At 61.8% G+C, this 16,064-nt stretch carries 19 protein-coding genes; 14 read left to right on the top strand and 5 right to left on the bottom strand.

Annotated elements, in window-relative coordinates; all coding sequences use genetic code 11:
• Positions 1–26 precede the first annotated feature (26 nt).
• Positions 27–251 carry a hypothetical protein gene (locus NKI58_RS10300; protein WP_023675341.1) on the top strand — a complete coding sequence of 75 codons (225 nt, stop codon included), beginning with the start codon at positions 27–29 and terminating at the stop codon, positions 249–251.
• A 103-nt stretch (positions 252–354) separates the two neighbouring features.
• Here NKI58_RS10300 and NKI58_RS10305 read toward each other — a convergent pair whose 3' ends face one another.
• Positions 355–594 (bottom strand): DUF680 domain-containing protein, encoded by a 240-nt coding sequence (locus NKI58_RS10305; protein WP_352448260.1) that lies wholly within the window; start codon positions 592–594, stop codon positions 355–357.
• Between the two features lie 190 nt (positions 595–784).
• Positions 785–1,426 carry a TetR/AcrR family transcriptional regulator gene (locus NKI58_RS10310; RefSeq protein WP_023675343.1) on the bottom strand — a complete coding sequence of 214 codons (642 nt, stop codon included), beginning with the start codon at positions 1,424–1,426 and terminating at the stop codon, positions 785–787.
• Positions 1,427–1,509: 83 nt separating this feature from the next.
• Between NKI58_RS10310 and NKI58_RS10315 the strand changes: the two genes are divergently transcribed.
• Positions 1,510–1,641, top strand: coding sequence for a hypothetical protein (locus NKI58_RS10315; RefSeq protein ID WP_352576178.1), 132 nt, complete (start codon positions 1,510–1,512; stop codon positions 1,639–1,641).
• 99 nt (positions 1,642–1,740) lie between these two features.
• Entirely contained in the window at positions 1,741–2,130 is a 390-nt protein-coding gene (locus tag NKI58_RS10320) for a hypothetical protein (protein ID WP_352576176.1), read from the top strand.
• 41 nt (positions 2,131–2,171) lie between these two features.
• On the opposite strand, the gene NKI58_RS10325 is transcribed toward NKI58_RS10320, so the two are convergent.
• From NKI58_RS10325 to NKI58_RS10335, 3 genes are all read right to left on the bottom strand, one after another.
• Positions 2,172–2,666, bottom strand: coding sequence for a MaoC family dehydratase (locus NKI58_RS10325; RefSeq protein ID WP_031211357.1), 495 nt, complete (start codon positions 2,664–2,666; stop codon positions 2,172–2,174).
• A 39-nt stretch (positions 2,667–2,705) separates the two neighbouring features.
• Positions 2,706–3,521 carry an SDR family oxidoreductase gene (locus NKI58_RS10330; RefSeq protein WP_352853186.1) on the bottom strand — a complete coding sequence of 272 codons (816 nt, stop codon included), beginning with the start codon at positions 3,519–3,521 and terminating at the stop codon, positions 2,706–2,708.
• 505 nt (positions 3,522–4,026) lie between these two features.
• The gene (locus tag NKI58_RS10335) at positions 4,027–4,854 is read right to left on the bottom strand and encodes a MurR/RpiR family transcriptional regulator (protein ID WP_352576172.1); all 828 of its coding nucleotides are present in this window, start codon (positions 4,852–4,854) and stop codon (positions 4,027–4,029) included.
• A gap of 146 nt (positions 4,855–5,000) precedes the next feature.
• Here NKI58_RS10335 and NKI58_RS10340 point away from each other — a divergent pair, with 146 nt between their 5' ends.
• The 11 genes from NKI58_RS10340 (at position 5,001) to NKI58_RS10390 (ending at position 16,057) form a co-directional block, all read left to right on the top strand.
• Positions 5,001–5,825 carry an N-formylglutamate amidohydrolase gene (locus tag NKI58_RS10340; RefSeq protein WP_352448256.1) on the top strand — a complete coding sequence of 275 codons (825 nt, stop codon included), beginning with the start codon at positions 5,001–5,003 and terminating at the stop codon, positions 5,823–5,825.
• Positions 5,826–5,847: 22 nt separating this feature from the next.
• Positions 5,848–7,410, top strand: a complete 1,563-nt coding sequence (locus NKI58_RS10345) for an amino acid permease (protein ID WP_352568173.1) — start codon at positions 5,848–5,850, stop codon at positions 7,408–7,410.
• A 100-nt stretch (positions 7,411–7,510) separates the two neighbouring features.
• Positions 7,511–8,881 (top strand): glutamine synthetase family protein, encoded by a 1,371-nt coding sequence (locus NKI58_RS10350; protein ID WP_352568172.1) that lies wholly within the window; start codon positions 7,511–7,513, stop codon positions 8,879–8,881.
• A 63-nt stretch (positions 8,882–8,944) separates the two neighbouring features.
• The gene (locus NKI58_RS10355; protein WP_352853188.1) at positions 8,945–9,388 is read left to right on the top strand and encodes a helix-turn-helix domain-containing protein; all 444 of its coding nucleotides are present in this window, start codon (positions 8,945–8,947) and stop codon (positions 9,386–9,388) included.
• The gene (locus NKI58_RS10360) at positions 9,372–9,797 is read left to right on the top strand and encodes a type II toxin-antitoxin system VapC family toxin (RefSeq protein ID WP_352506370.1); all 426 of its coding nucleotides are present in this window, start codon (positions 9,372–9,374) and stop codon (positions 9,795–9,797) included. Before NKI58_RS10355 ends, NKI58_RS10360 begins: the two co-directional genes overlap by 17 nt.
• Positions 9,760–11,196: an aldehyde dehydrogenase family protein gene (locus tag NKI58_RS10365; protein ID WP_352576168.1), complete on the top strand. Its 1,437-nt coding sequence runs from the start codon at positions 9,760–9,762 to the stop codon at positions 11,194–11,196. The genes NKI58_RS10360 and NKI58_RS10365 overlap by 38 nt, the downstream gene beginning before the upstream one ends.
• 42 nt (positions 11,197–11,238) lie before the next feature.
• A complete protein-coding gene (locus tag NKI58_RS10370; RefSeq protein WP_352576166.1) occupies positions 11,239–11,733 on the top strand; it encodes a DUF2569 domain-containing protein in 495 nt (164 codons plus the stop codon).
• A 35-nt stretch (positions 11,734–11,768) separates the two neighbouring features.
• A complete protein-coding gene (locus NKI58_RS10375) occupies positions 11,769–12,941 on the top strand; it encodes an iron-containing alcohol dehydrogenase (protein ID WP_352576164.1) in 1,173 nt (390 codons plus the stop codon).
• Positions 12,942–13,183: 242 nt separating this feature from the next.
• On the top strand, positions 13,184–14,290 hold the full coding sequence (locus tag NKI58_RS10380) for an ABC transporter substrate-binding protein (protein ID WP_352576162.1): 1,107 nt from the start codon (positions 13,184–13,186) through the stop codon (positions 14,288–14,290).
• Between the two features lie 64 nt (positions 14,291–14,354).
• Positions 14,355–15,269, top strand: coding sequence for an ABC transporter permease (locus NKI58_RS10385; protein ID WP_023675356.1), 915 nt, complete (start codon positions 14,355–14,357; stop codon positions 15,267–15,269).
• Positions 15,266–16,057 carry an ABC transporter permease gene (locus NKI58_RS10390; protein ID WP_352568166.1) on the top strand — a complete coding sequence of 264 codons (792 nt, stop codon included), beginning with the start codon at positions 15,266–15,268 and terminating at the stop codon, positions 16,055–16,057. Before NKI58_RS10385 ends, NKI58_RS10390 begins: the two co-directional genes overlap by 4 nt.
• Positions 16,058–16,064 lie beyond the last annotated feature (7 nt).

A 16,064-nucleotide genomic window follows, 5' to 3' on the forward strand; every position in this document is an offset into this window, starting at 1 on the left:
CGACAGCGAGCCGAGGGAGAATGCAAATGCCGCCGAACTCCGCGCCGAAGTCGCCGGTCAAGACGCCGGCCGTGCGCTCTTTCGAAGACGAGCAGCGCACTGGGACGGATATCGAAGAGGAACTCGAGGAAGGCCTCGAGGATACATTCCCGGCCAGCGATCCGGTGTCGATCACCGGAACGGCCATTCCCGGCGCACCGGCAAGACCCGGCAAGCCCAAAAGCGTGGTGGGACAGAAGCGCAAGAAGTGATCTGCGCGGGGTGACAAAAAGCAGGGCTGAGGCCGGCACGATGGGCGGCCGGAAATTGCTGCCGCCCTTTCGTTTCCTCACCGCGTATTGTCGCCCGATCGGCTCAGAAGCTGCTTGGCACGATCCACGGGTCGATGCCGATGCCGAGCCTCGGGCCCTTGCTGCCGGCCTTGTGGGCCGCGGCGTCCGCCTTTTCAAGCGATCCGGTCGGCGCGCAATCAAGCTTCGCACCGGTCTTGGTATCGATGCAGGTCACTTCTTGCTTGCCTGACTGATTGCTGCCGGCAAATGCGGCGCCAGAGAGCGCCAGCAGGGCGGCGAGCGTGAGGATTGCCTTCTTCATCGTCGGTCTCCGGTTTCCAGTTATTGGATTCGTACATGTACGGCATTGCGTACAGATACGCCCAAGACTTATGGAGTTCAAGCAAAATCGTACATGTACGGAGAAATTGAGCGCAGGAATTGCAGAACGCTCGGCGCCGGGGCGCGGATCGTTCGGAGAAGATCCTGCAGATCGGGAGGAGCGCCGCTCTTCAGCAGTTGACCGGCGGCGTGAGCGGCGCAATCTCATGCGCGGCGATGGCTTCGAGCATGATGTCGCCGATCCGTGTGATGAACGTCGTCTGGTCGCCGAACGGGTAGAACGGGAAGGTGATCAGCAGCGAGATGGCGCCGTGGCCGACCGCCCACAGCATGGTGGCGATGGCGCGTGGATCGCCTTTGAGCCTGCCGGCGGCAACGCAGGCTTCGACCCTCGCGATCAGCACTTTCATCGCCGGGTTGCCGCTCTCCATTTCGGCGAAGGTCTTTCCGGCTGGCGGCCTGACTTTTTCGGTCATGAAGACGGTGCGGTATTCGTTGGGATTTTCCAGTCCAAAGGCGGCGTATTCGACAAGCACCGCCTTGAGCGCCTCGATCGGGTCGTCGGCCGTATGATTTGCGATGCGCCTGGCCAAGGTCTCGAAGGCATCCTCGGCCAGCGCGAACAGGATGTCCTGCTTGTCGGCGAAATAGGAATAGACCGACATCGGCGCATAGCCAACGCGCTTGGCGAGCTTGCGGATGGTGAGGCCGTCATAGCCTTCTTCCTGGACAAGCTTGTGCGCGGCGTCGACAAGTTCGGAACGCAGTTCAGCCTTTTGTTTTTCGCGGCGCTCCTGGACGCTTAGCTGCAACTTTCTACTGCCTTATGACTGATGGCTGGATGCAGCATATATACGCTGTACGGCGTCGGGCAAGGGTGGCACGAAGCAGAAGCTTGACTGTCGCATGGCTGGCGATCGCGCTCGGCTTCGCCATGGAAGCTCTCATTCTGACCGTCAGATTTGCGGCAGGTGCCAACCCCGCGACGACGCAGTTTCTGATCGAACTGGCGCAAGGCGTGACCTAGTCGTTCTTCGTCTGCGCCGGCGTCAGCCTCGGCACGGCGCTCACCAAGGTGCGAGGCTCGCTCGGTGGCCTGATCGGTGCGATTTCGGAGCCACTGGCGATGGGCATCGCCAAAGGGACGCAAAAGGTTATGGTCAGCGCGCTGGACGCGGCGGCAAAGCCGGCCATCCTGTCGCTCACGACGCTCGGTGTGCTGCGGGCGATCGAATACGGGCTGCTCGGCTGGGCACTGGCGTCGCTGGCATCGAAGGAAGAACCGCGTCCGCTCCATTTCGCGCTGGCAGGCGCCCTGATAGGCGCGGTATTCGGCGGCGGCACCACGGTGCTGACCATCGAGACGGCCGCGGCAAATGACGCTGCTCTCGCAATGCCACAGGCGATCGCAACCGGCCTCAACGAGATCGTGTTCCCAATCGGTTGTTCACTGGTCGTCTACATTGCGCTGCAGGTCAGCCGCCACATGAAGTACGTCGCGGCCGAAGCTAAATAGATTTGGCACAGATAGATTTGGGCTTCTCCGCCTGACGAGAGTCAGACCGCTTCCGGCTGGCGTTCGATCAGGGTCAGCGTCAGCCAGCGCGCGGTCAGCGCCGGTTTTTTCGAGCCCTCGATCTCGATCGTCACGTCGTGCGCCGTCTGCACCCACCCCGACGGCCTGACCTTGACGTCGGCCAGCACGAAACGGGTGCGGATGCGCGAGCCGGTCTTCACCGGCGCCAGGAAGCGCAGCGAATCGAAGCCGTGATTGACGCCCATCTTGCTGTTTTCCAGCGGCGGCATGGTTTCGAAGGTCATCGCCGACAACAGCGAAAGCGACAGGAAGCCATGCGCGATGGTGCCGCCGAACGGCGTTTCGCGGCTGGCGCGTTCCGGATCGCAATGGATGAACTGATGGTCGTCGGTGGCATCGGCGAACTGGTCGATCATGCGCTGGGTGACGACCCGCCATGGCGACACGCCGACTTCCTTGCCGACGTTGGCCAGAAGCACATCGAGACTGATCGGTTCCACGCTGATGTCCTCCATCTTCACCCCCGGCATTTCACTCGCCGGATGGCGTGCGTCTCATTCCTTGAACAATGTCAGCCCGTGTTGCACCGACTGCCCGCCATCGATCGGCAGGATGGCGCCGCTGACATAGCTGCCGGCCCGGCTGCACAAATAGAGCGTTGCGCCGGCAATGTCATCCGGTGCGCCGATGCGGCCGATCGGAACGTGGTTGCCGATATGTCTTGCCTGGTCCTCGGTGCCGGTGGCGAAGGCGGTCATCCGGCTCTGGAAAGGGCCAGGCGCAAAGGCGTTGACGGTGATGCGGCGGGCGGCGAACTCGATTGCCAGGATGCGCGTCAGGTGGTGAACCGCGGCCTTCGAGGCCGAGTAGGAGTAGGCATCTTCGGCCAAAGGCTGCGTGCCCATCACCGATCCGAGGTTGATCACCCGGGTCGGGTCGGCATCGCTGGCGGCGGCCTCGAGCAGAGGCAGCAATTCGCGCGTCAGGTGGAAGACCGCGGTGACGTTGACGCCGAACACCTTGGCCCAGGCATGGTAGGGAAAGCTTTCCAGCGGCGCGCCCCAGGAGATGCCGGCATTGTTGACCAGAATATGCAGCCGCTCGGTCCGCGCCCTGACCTCGGCCACAAGCGCCGCAATGCCGGCCTCGCTGGAGACGTCGCCGGCAAAACCTTCCGCCCGGCCGGATGCGCCAAGGCCGTTCAACTCGCCCGCTACCCTGACGCAATCCTCGCTCTTGCGCGAGGCGATCATCACCGAGGCGCCGGCCATGACCAGAGCGGTCGCCGCCATGCGGCCGATGCCGGTCGCGGCGCCGGTGACCAGCGCCGTCTTGCCGGCGACTGAGAACAGCTCGTCCAGATAGCTCATCGTACCCTCCGTGCAGTTCACCGCGCTTTGGTTCAAGGAAGCGGCTTCACGTCGACAAGGCTAGCCGAACTTCGATCATGCTTGCCATGGGTAAAGTAGCTGGGGTGGGGCACGCTTAGCGGCTGAATGGTTAAGCCCGAAATGCAAGGTGGTCATTCGGCCGTGACATGGGTCGGATGAATGATGCGGCCGTGCCCGTTAGCGAGCACCTTGGTAAGCTGTTCATTTCGTGCGTGAACCAGTCGTCGTTACTCCTCCGCCCCAGCCGCAGGCGGGTCTTGAGGAGTTGGGAGGTGGCCGAGCAGTGGGGCGGGACTGACATTCGTATTCGTGGACGGGGACTATGCTTTCGGGGGGAAAGCCATGGGTAAGAAGCAACGCACCGTCCTGCTGGCAGCGGTTTTTGCGACTGTATTTGGCGTCTTTTTGCTGATCCTGATTCTGCAGATGATCAGTTTTTTAGTGGACTAGACCGAAGCGAAATGCGTCCCTTTCCGGAGGGGCTCTACCGCAGGCTTTCCAGTTCGCGGATGCGTTTGGCGCCGTCGGCTTCGAGCTGCCTTGTGACCGCGCCGATCAGCGCTTCGGCAACGACGAAAAGTGCGGCGGATGAGTCCCAGGCCGAAGGCACGGCGGTGCGCCCGGCAATGACGTGGCGGGCGAAGCGGGCGATCGGCGACAGCCACTGGTCGGTAAACAGCACGATCTGCACGCCGCGCTGGTTGGCGGTCTCGGCGAAACGGACCAGGCTATCCTGGTAGCGCCTGATGTCGAAGATCACCAGCACGTCGCGCTTGCCCATGTCGATCAGCCGGTCGCGCCAGACGCTTTCCTGGCCGGCGAGATGGAAGACGTTGGGTTTGATGATAGCAAGGTGGGCCGCCATGTAGCGCGCCAGCGGGTCGGTGAAGCGGCCACCGATCAGGAATGTCTTGCCGCGCCGGTCGGCCAGCTTGGCGACGATGTCGGCAAGCTGCTTGTCAGAGAGATGCCGGAATGTCTCGCGCATATTGTCGAGCGTCGCCTCCAGCATCGGCGACACGGCGCTGCTGCCCGGCGACGGGGAATTGAGTGTCCGTGACGCCGGCGACTGCAATTGCGCCGCCAGTTCGTCTTGCAGCGCCGACTGGAATTCCGGATAGTTCTGAAAGCCGAGCCGGGCGACGAAACGCAGGATCGTCGGCGATGATACGCCGGCCGTAGCCGAGAATTCGGCGACCGTCTTCAGCCCGATCAGCGGATAGCTGGCGATCAGCGCTTGCGCTGCGCGCCGCTCGCCGGCCGGCATGGTGCCGATGCGGTCGGAGATCAGTTCGGCAATGCTCGAAACCATGCTTTTTCCCCACCCTGGCCGTGCCGTTAGCGCATTATCGAAATCGCGTTTGACAAAGCCGGCCAAACTGTATGAAATCATCCGCAGGGACGCAATGAGGCAAAATACGTAACATACGATACAGCGCTCCCCGGGGACAGCAGACAATGGAGACAGCACGGCCCGCCAGCCTTGCATCGCCTGAAACCGTAAGGGTGACGAACCCCGGCGGATCGAGCCCCTTCGTGCTGACCTGCGACCACGCCTCCAATTTCCTGCCACCGGAATTCGGAACGCTCGGCCTTGCCGCCGAGGATCTTTCCCGCCACATCGCCTGGGATCCCGGCGCCTTGCCGGTGGCGCGCCGCATGGCCGAGGCGCTCGATGCGACGCTGGTCGAGACCTGCATCTCGCGGCTCATCATCGACTGCAACCGCCCGCTCGACGCGCCGGACCTGATAGTGACGGTCAGCGCCAGCGAAAAAACCGTGGTCCCGGCCAACCAGGGACTTTCGGCCGACCAGCGGGAGGCGCGCATCGCGCTGGCGTGGCGACCGTTTCACGAGCGGATCGCAACGGTCATCGACGAGCGCCTGGCGGCCGGGCGGGAGACCAGGCTGGTCTCGATCCATTCCTTCACGCCGCTCTACAAAGGCAAAAGCCGGCCCTGGCACATCGGCATCATCCACGACGAGGATCGCCGGCTGGCGGCGCCGCTGATCGCGACACTGAAGCGGCTTGCCGGCGTCAGCGTCGGCGTCAACGAACCCTATTCGCCGGCCGACCGGGTCTATTTCACGCTGGAACGCCATGCGCGCTCGCGCGGGCTGCCCTGCGCAATGATTGAAATCCGCAACGACGAGATCGCCGGCGCGGCCGGGCAGCGGAAATGGGCGGATCTGCTCACCGGTATTTTTCTCAATCTGGAGCCCGAAGCGGCCAAGGCCTCCAGACCAAGCGCAGTCGGAAAGTCAGTTCAATCGGCCAGCTAAGAAACCAAAAGGGGACTTTAAAATGGTAGCACCGGGTTACAGCGAAGTTGACAAGAAGGAGGACCTGAAAGTTCTCCACGGAATGGGCTATGCTCAGGAACTGTCGCGAAGCATGAGCCGCTTCTCGAATTTCGCGATCTCGTTCTCGATCATCTGCATCCTCTCAGGCGGCATCAATTCCTTCGCGCAAGCGACGTCGTCCATCGGTGGCGCCGGCGCTGGCATCGGCTGGATCGTCGGGTGCATGGTTTCGGGATTTTTCGCGCTCGCCATGGCCCAGATCGCCTCTGCATTTCCGACCGCCGGCGGCCTCTATCACTGGGCATCCATCCTAGGGAACCGTTTCACTGGCTGGCTCACCGCATGGCTCAATCTGCTCGGCCTGATCACCGTGCTCGGCGCCATCAACATCGGTACTGCTTTCTTCTTCGTCGGCACTTTCGGCGGAGCCTTCGGCATGACCGGCACGCCTGGTGAGATCGTCGGGTTTGTCGCGTTCATCACCGTGTTGCAGGCGCTGCTCAATCATTTCGGCATCAAATTGACGGCTATGTTGACGGACGCCTCCGGCTTCCTGATCCTGGCAACGACAGCCGTGCTGATCGTCGCCTGCCTGATGTTTGCTCCAGCGATCGACATTACGCGGCTGTGGACGTTCACGAACTATTCGGGCGACGCGGGCGGCGGTGTTTTCCCGCAGTCCGATTCCATGACGTATCTCTTCCTGCTCTGCCTGCTACTGCCGGTTTACACCATCACTGGCTATGACGCGTCGGCGCATACTTCGGAAGAAACGTTGAGGGCGGCGCACTCGGTTCCGCGGGCAATCGTTTCGTCCGTAGTCTGGTCGTCGCTGATCGGCTGGGTGATGCTGTGCGCGATCGTACTGGCGATTCCGGATCTGGCGGCCGGCGCCAAGCAGGGCTGGAGCGTGTTCTTCGCCACGATGGACGCGATCTTGCCGGCGTGGCTGAAGACACTGCTCTATCTGGGCATCCTGATCGCGCAGTTCCTCTGCGGTCTGGCAACGGTCACCTCTGCCTCGCGCATGCTTTTCGCCTTCTCGCGTGACGGCGGCATGCCGGTCGGCTCGGCCTCGCTAGCCAAGGTCAGCCCGACCTGGCGCACGCCGGTCAATGCGATTTGGACGGCTGCTGTGCTCGAGGTCATCTATGTCTTTCTTGCCCAGTTCATCTCGGTCGGCGGCACGAACATCTATACCATCGTCGTCAATTCGACATTGGTGTTCCTGTTTCTGTCCTTCATCATTCCGATCGTGCTCGGCATGATGGCTTTCGGAACGGAAAAATGGCCGAACCCCGGCCCATGGAACCTCGGCGCCGGCCTGTTCAAGCTGTTTTGCATCCTGTCGGTCATCGGCATGGCGATCATCTTCTACATCGCCATCCAGCCGCCGAACGACAAAGTGCTCTATATCACCCTGGGCTTCATTGTGCTGACCGCGGTGCTTTGGTTCGGTTTCGAGAACCGCCGCTTCCAGGGTCCGCCCATTGGCGACCAGATCGCAAAGCGCCAGGCGGCAATCAAGGCAGCCGAGGTAGCCATAGGCGAAGCCGGCGCCTGACGCCCTCTCATGACCATGGCCGGCATTCGCGCCGGCCGTGGTTTTCGTTTCCTTTTCAAAGTGACAAGCCCGAAACGACAAGCGCTGGAGTGCCAAAGGAATGGCCGGAAATTTCTCGTTCGATCAGTTGAAGCAAGCGGTCTCCAGCGGCGAGGTCGACACGGTGCTGGCCTGCATCGTCGATATGCAGGGGCGGCTCGCGGGAAAGCGGTTCCTGGCCCGGTATTTCGTCGATTCCGCGCATGACGAGACGCATGGCTGCAACTATCTGTTGGCCGCAGACATCGATATGGAACCGGTGCCCGGCTACAAGGCGGCGAGCTGGTCGAAAGGCTACGGCGATTTCGTCATGAAGCCGGACCTTGCGACGCTGCGGCGCGTTCCGTGGCTGGAGAAGACGGCGCTGGTGATCTGCGACGTGCTCGACCACCATACCCATGACGATCTGGCGCATTCGCCGCGCGCCATGCTGAAGAAGCAGGTCAAGCGGCTGCAGGAACGCGGCTATATCGGCTATTTCGCTTCCGAGCTCGAATTCTATCTGTTCAGCGAGACCTACGATTCCGCCCGCAAGAAGCACTGGCAGGGCCTCGAGACGGCATCGCCCTACATCGGCGACTACCAGATCGGCATCACCACAAAGGAAGAAGGCGTCATGCGCCGGCTGCGCAACGAGATGGAGGCGGCCGGCATCCCGATCGAGAATTCGAAGGGCGAGTGGGGGCCAGGCCAGGAAGAGATCAATGTCCGCTACGCCGAGGCGCTCGACATGGCCGACCGCCACGTCATCCTGAAGAACGGCGCCAAGGAAATCGCCGAGTCCGAAGGCAAGGCGATCTCGTTCATGGCCAAGTACAATTACGGGCTGGCCGGCAATTCCAGCCACATCCATAATTCGCTGTGGAGCGCCGACGGCAAGACGCCGCTGTTCTACGATAAGAATGCCGAGTGGACGCTGTCGACGCTCGGCCAGCAATGGGCGGCCGGCCAGCTCAAATATGCCAAGGAATTCACCTGGTTCCTGGCGCCCTACATCAACTCCTACAAGCGCTTCCAGGCCGGCACCTTCGCGCCGACCAAGATCATGTGGAGCGAAGACAACCGCACTGCCGGCTTCCGTCTTTGCGGCGAGGGCACCAAGGGCATCCGCATGGAATGCCGCGTCGGCGGCGCCGATTTGAACCCCTATCTGGCTTTCGCCGCGCTGATCGCGGCCGGGCTTGCCGGCATCGATGAAAAGCTTGAACTGCAGAAGCCCTTCGTCGGTGATGCCTACCAGGCCTCGCAGCTGCCTGAAATTCCAAAGACATTGCGCGACGCCACCGCGACGCTGGCGGAATCGAAAATGCTGAGGCAGGCGCTCGGCGACGATGTGCTGGAACATTATGTCCACACGGCACACTGGGAACAGTTCGAGTACGACCGCCGGATTACGGACTGGGAACTGCACAGGGGGTTCGAGCGGTATTGACGGCGTTGCGCTTTACGCAATATTGTTGCGGTTATCGCACCAGCAACACGCAGGAGGCAGCGTTTGCCCAAAGGTAGAGCCCATGTCGACAAGGCGTGGTTCATGAGTCGAATGAAGGAGCGCAAGCTCACCGTACGCAGCATGGCCGGCCGCATGAACATACACTACAGCGCCTTGTCGCGGACACTGAACGGTGAGCGGCGTATGCAGGTCGACGAGATACGCAAGATTGCTGAAATTCTCGACCGGCAGGAAAGCGAGATATTGGTGCACCTCGGAAGTTCCAATGATGCGGCGAGGCCACCGGAGCCTGATCGCCGGTCTGGTTTCAAGGAGGGGCAAGTGGATTTCGTGGACGACATGAACGGCAACAAGGAAGAGTACATCGTGCCGCCTCGGGGTGCCGATCCGTTGTTTGGATGCATGGCCGGGACGCTCACCCTGCTTCCGGACGTCGACTATACCGCGCCCGCCGATCCGGATTGGGGCAATGTCTATGACGAGTGAGGGGGTTCTGCTCGACACATGCTTCATGCTGTGGCTGTCAACGGAGCAGCCGGTCACGAGGGCTGCGGTCGAGAAGGTGACCAGCGCACGCAAAAATGGCAGCGTGATCGCCGTTTCCGTGATGTCCGCCTGGGAAATCGGCATGCTTGTAGCCAAGGGCCGGTTGCCATTCATCAAGTCACCGCTCGCATGGTTCGAACGGTTCGTGCAGACCGGGGCAGCGAGCGTCGAGGGGATCGACAGTGAGCTTTTGGTCGAGTCTTCGTTCCTGCCCGGCGTCGTTCACAACGATCCAACGGATCGGATCATCATAGCCACGGCGCGCTCGAAAAACCTCGAGATCATCACCCGCGATCGCGCAATCCTTGCCTATGGCGCGGCCGGCTTCGTCAAAACAGTGCCTTGTTGATTTGGAGACCTCTTTGGAAACCGTGAAGATAAAATCCCCCGTCGACGGTTCGATCTATGCCGAACGGCCTCTTGCCACCGACCAGGCGATCGGTGCCGCGGTCGAACGTGCCAAGGCGGCGCAGGAGAAGTGGGCTGAGACGCCGGTCGTCGAGCGCGGCAAATACATGCCTGCCATGCTGGAAGCGCTGGTCGCCATGACCGGCGAGATCGTGCCGGAGATCGCCTGGCAGATGGGCCGGCCGGTGCGCTATGGCGGCGAGTTCGGCGGCGTCAGGGAACGCGTCAGCTACATGGTCGAGATCGCCGAGGCGGCCCTGAAGCCGGTGATGGCCTCCAACCCGAAGGACGGCTTTCGCCGTTATGTGAAGAAGGTGCCGCTCGGCGTGGTCATGGTGATCGCGCCGTGGAACTATCCCTATCTCACTGCGGTCAACACCATAGTCCCGGCGCTGATGGCGGGCAGCGCCGTCATCCTCAAGCATGCGGCACAGACATTGTTGGTCGGCGAGCGGTTTCAGCAGGCGTTTGATAAGGCCGGCCTGCCCAAGGGCCTGTTCCAGAACCTCGTCCTGAACCACGCGCAGACTGAAAGGCTGCTCGGCTCCGGCAAGATCGACCATGTCAACTTCACCGGCTCGGTCGCCGGCGGCCGCGCCATCGAGAAGGCGGCGGCGGGCACCTTCATGACGCTCGGCCTCGAACTCGGCGGCAAGGATCCGGCCTATGTGCTGCCGGACGCAAAGATGGACCATGCCGTTGCCAATCTGGTCGACGGCGCCTTCTACAATTCCGGCCAGTGCTGCTGCGGCATCGAACGCGTCTATGTCCACGAGAAGGTCTACGATGAATTCGTCGAGGGCTTCATTGCCGAGACCAGGAACTACGTCGTCGGCAATCCGCTCGACCAGGCGACCACCATGGGGCCGATGGCGCAGGCGCGCTTCGCCGACCTGATCCGCGAGCAGAAGGCCGAGGCGTTGCGCAAGGGCGCCAGGGCGCACATCAATATGAAGGTGGCCAACGACAGGCAGGGTTCGCCTTATCTGGCGCCGGAAGTGCTGACCCAGGTCGACCACCAGATGAGCGTCATGCGAGAGGAAAGCTTTGGCCCGATCGTCGGCATCGTGAAGGTGCGCAACGACGAGGAAGCGATCGCGCTGATGAACGACAGCCCCTATGGGCTGACGGCCTCGATCTGGACGCGCGACATTGAGCATGCGGCGGCGATCGGCGATCGTGTCGAGACCGGCACGGTGTTCATGAACCGCTGCGACTATCTCGATCCGGCGCTGGTCTGGACCGGCGTCAAGGACACCGGCAAGGGCGCGGCACTGTCGGCCATCGGCTACGATAATCTGACCAGGCCGAGATCATACCATCTGCGCGAGGTGATCTAAGGTGGCGATCGACAAGCATGCGATCGCTGTTGAGGGGGAGTAATGGCGGATACACAACAATCGGCTTTGCCAGATCGTGAGGGTCCCGAGGGTATCGGCGGATGGCTTGTCCTGCCGATGCTCGGGTTGATGCTCACGCCGATACTGGGGTTGGTACAACTGCACAATACCGACTATCTCGGCATGTTACAGAACTGGCAGGCCTTCAGTTTGTCCCAAGGTGTGCGGATTCTTGCCGAATTGTTGATATTCGGCATACTAAACCTATCGGCCCCGGCCCTATTATTGTTCTTCATGTTCAAGCGCTGGCAGATATTCCCCGGCTGGTACATGATTTGGGCATTCGCGATGCCGGTATATGCCGTTCTCGATCCATGGGCTGTGCATCTGGCTTTTTCCACCGCCGTTCCAGAATTGGCCGACGCGTACGACGCAGACACCGTGGGCGGAATTTCGCGCTCGATATGGGCCGCAGTCATCTGGGTTCCGTACATGATGCGGTCGGAACGTGTGGCCAACACCTTTGTGAACGAATGACATCCAAGAGCACGAAAGCAGTCAAGAAGGTCGAAATGACAAAACTCGTTTCCAAATGGAATTACCCGACGACCGTCCGCTTCGGCGCCGGACGCATCAAGGAGCTGCCGGAGGTGCTGGCGGCGACCGGCATCAAGCGGCCGCTGTTCGTCACCGATCCGGGACTGGCCAGGCTGCCGGTGGTGGCCTCGACGCTGAAGATCCTCGACGACGCCAAGGTGCCGTATGGCGTGTTTTCCGAGGTCAAGCCGAACCCGGTGGATTCCAACCTGACCGCCGGCATTGCCGTGTTCAAGAAGGGCAAGCATGACGGCGTCATTGCCTTTGGCGGCGGCTCGGCGCTCGATCTCGGCAAACTCATCGCCTTCCAGGCCGGGCAGACACGGCCGGTCTGGGATTTCGAGGACGTCGGCGACTGGTGGACACGCGCCGATGCCGATGCGATCGCGCCGATCATCGCCGTGCCGACCACGGCCGGCACCGGCTCGGAGGTCGGTCGCGCCGGCGTCATCACCAATGAGGCGACCCACACCAAAAAGGTTATCTTCCATCCCAAACTCTTGCCGGCGATCGTCATCGCCGATCCGGAGCTGTCGGTCGGCATGCCTGGCTTCATCACCGCCGGCACCGGCATGGATGCGCTCGCTCACTGTCTCGAAGCCTATTGCGCGCCGGGCTATCACCCGATGGCCGACGGCATCGCCGTGGAAGGCATAAGGCTGGTCTTCGAAAACCTGCCGAAAGCCTATGCCAACGGCAAGGATCTGGTCGCCCGCGCCAACATGATGAGCGCCGCCGCCATGGGAGCGGCCGCCTTCCAGAAAGGGCTTGGAGCGATTCATTCGCTGTCGCATCCGATCGGCGCGCTCTACGACACCCACCATGGCATGACCAACGCCGTGTTCATGCCCTACGTGCTGGCCTTCAACCGAGAGGCGATCGAGCCGCGCATAGCCCGGCTCGCCGCCTATTGCGGCATCAAGGGCGGCTTCGACGGTTTTGCCAAGGCTGTTGTCAAGCTGCGCAAGGAGCTCAAGGTGCCGCACGCGCTGCCCGGCCTGATCAAGGGCCTCGACATGGACAAGAAGCGCAAGGGCCTGATTGCCGACATGGCGGTGGTCGACCCGACCGCCGGCGGCAACCCCGTCAAGCTGACCAAGAAGGCGGCGCTGACGCTGCTCGAAAACGCCATCGCCGGCGCCGTCTGAGACAATTTTCGCATCGGAAATCGAGTTAGGAAAAGAGGCAAAGGAAAGGGGGAAAGATGAAAGGCAAGATCGAAACTAGTTAGCCGGAAAAAGAATCGCGAAGCGATTGCTACAGCCGGTTAAAAAGAGTTTACTTTTTCGTACTGCGGGGCATCGCTTTCACAAAGCTTTCATCTGGCTGTCACACGAAAACGATACCGCATCGCAGGCGTCCAACGGCGTCAGTTCAACGGAGAGAACACATGTTCAAATTCACGGGAAAACTGCTTTCCCTTTCGGCCGTCGCCCTGATGGCGACTTCTGCCATCTCGTCGGCCCAGTCCATGGATGAACTGGTCGCCGCAGCCAAGGCTGAAGGCCAGCTCACCACCATCGCGCTGCCCCATGACTGGTGCGGCTACGGCGCGGTCATCGACGGCTTCAAGGCGAAATATCCGGAAATCACCATCAACGAACTCAACCCCGATGCCGGCTCCGGCGACGAGGTCGAGGCGATCAAGGCCAACAAGGACAACAAGGGCCCGCAAGCGCCCGACGTCATCGACGTCGGCCTGAGCTTCGGCCCGACCGCAAAGAAGGATGGCCTGATCCAGGCTTATAAAGTGTCAACCTGGGACTCGATCCCGGACAGCGCCAAGGATGCCGAAGGCTTTTGGACCGGCGACTACTACGGCGTGCTTTCGTTTCTGGTGAACAAGGACCTGGTCAAGGAAGCGCCGGCCGACTGGGCCGACTTGCTGAAGCCGGAATTGGCCAATACCGTGGCGCTCGCCGGTGACCCGCGTGCTTCGAACCAGGCCATCCAGGCAGTCTATGCCGCCGGCCTTTCCGGCGGTGCGGCTGCCGGCGAAGCCGCCGGCACGGCTGGTCTCGACTTCTTCAAGAAGCTCAACGCCGCCGGCAATTTCGTGCCGGTCATCGGCAAGCCCGCGACGCTTGCCCAAGGCCAGACGCCAATCCTGGTGACCTGGGATTATAACGCGCTTGCCGGCCGTGATACGCTGAAGGGCAATCCGCCGGTCGACGTCGTCGTGCCGAAGACCGGTGTCGTCGCCGGCGTCTATGTTCAGGCGATTAGTGCCTACGCGCCGCACCCGAATGCTGCCAAGCTATGGCTGGAATATCTCTATTCCGACGAAGGCCAGATCGGCTGGCTGAAGGGCTATTGTCACCCGATCCGCTTCAACGACCTCGCCAAGAATGGCAAGCTCCCGGCTGACGTGATGGCCAAGCTGCCGCCGGCCGAGTCCTATGCAGCCGCGGTGTTCCCGACGCTCGACGAGCAGGGCAAGGCCAAGGAAGCCATCACCAAGAACTGGGATGCCGTCGTCGGCGCCAACGTCAAGTAAGACTTGAGATCAGCCGGGCGGCTTAGATCGCCGCCCGGCATACCTCCAGGACGGTAGCCGGCGCATGACCGATATCTCGTTGTCCGATCACGCTGTTGCCGGGAAGACCGCGCCTCCTGCCGACGCCCGCAGCATGAGGCTGCCGACGCAATGGCTTGGCGTTGCGCCTTTCTTCATCTTCGCCATCATGTTCCTGATCCTGCCCACGCTCTATCTGATGCTGGGCGCATTCCGGAACGATGCCGGCGAATTCACTTTCGAAAACATAGCGGCCTTGGCGCAGCCGTCGATCGTTGCCGCCTACTGGATCTCAATCAAGGTCAGCCTTGCCTCGTCGCTGATCGGTGCTTTCGCGGGACTTGCCATTGCCATCGCCATCGTGCGCGGCGGGCTGCCGGAGTGGATACGCTCGGCGACACTGACCTTTTCCGGCGTGGCCTCCAATTTTGCCGGCGTGCCGCTGGCCTTCGCCTTTCTCGCGACGCTTGGCCGGCTCGGGCTCGCCACGGTGCTGCTCAACGTCTTGGTCGGCTTCAACATTTATGCCCATGGTTTCAACATCCTGTCGTTCTGGGGCCTGACGCTGACCTATGTCTATTTCCAGATCCCGCTGATGGTGGTGATCATCGTGCCGGCGATCGATGGGCTGAAGAAGGAATGGGGCGAAGCGGCGGCAACGCTTGGCGCGACCCAGGCGCAGTTCTGGCGCATGGTCGTCATTCCGGTGATCTGGCCAAGTTTCCTCGGCACCGTCATCCTCTTGTTCGCCAACGCCTTCGGTGCCATCGCCACCGCTTACGCTCTGACCGGCTCCTCGCTTAACATCGTCCCTATCCTGCTCTACGCGCAGATCCGCGGTGACGTGCTGCACAATGCCCATCTCGGCTACGCCATCGCCTTCGGCATGATCGTCATCACTGGGCTGGCCAATGTCTTCTACATCTGGTTCCGGACGCGCTCTGAGAGGTGGCTCAAATGAAGTCCGGCAGATTCTGGGCCTGGATCGTCTTCGCGCTGGGCGCGGCCTATTTCTTCATTCCGCTGATCGCGACCGTGGAATTCTCCATGCGCATGCGGCGCGGCGCCTATTCCTTCGATGCCTATCAGGTCGTGCTCGGCGATCCCCGCTTCCAGGCGACCTTCATCTATTCGGTGGTCGCCGCCATCTTCACCATCGTCCTTGGCGTGCTGGTGGTGGTGCCGGCGGCGTACTGGATTCGTCTGCGGCTGCCGCAGCTAAGGCCCGTCGTCGAGTTCATCACGCTGTTGCCGCTGGTCATCCCGGCCATCGTTATCGTCTTCGGCTACATCAGAATGTACGGGTCGAATTCACCGCTGCCGTTCCTGGCCAGCGACACAGGAGCCAATGCCTTGCTGGTCATCGGTTATGCGACACTGGCGCTGCCCTATATGTATCGCGCCGTCGACACCGGGCTTCGCACAATCGACGTGCGGACACTGACTGAGGCGGCGCAGATCCTCGGCGCCGGCTGGGGCACGATCATCACTCGGGTCATCCTGCCCAACGTGCTGATCGCGGTGCTGTCGGGCGCCTTCCTGACCTTCGCCATCGTCATTGGTGAATTCACCATGGCCAGCCTGCTCAACCGGCCTGCTTTCGGACCCTATCTGCAGAACGTCGGCGCCAACCGCGCCTACGAGCCGGCGGCGCTTGCCATCATCGCCTTCGCCATCACCTGGGGCTGCATGTCGCTGATCCAGATCCTATCGCGCTTCGCGCCGCGATCGGCGAACCGTCCGAACTGACCCGAAG

This window comes from Mesorhizobium sp. M0522, from assembly GCF_040321085.1.
Classification (GTDB): domain Bacteria; phylum Pseudomonadota; class Alphaproteobacteria; order Rhizobiales; family Rhizobiaceae; genus Mesorhizobium.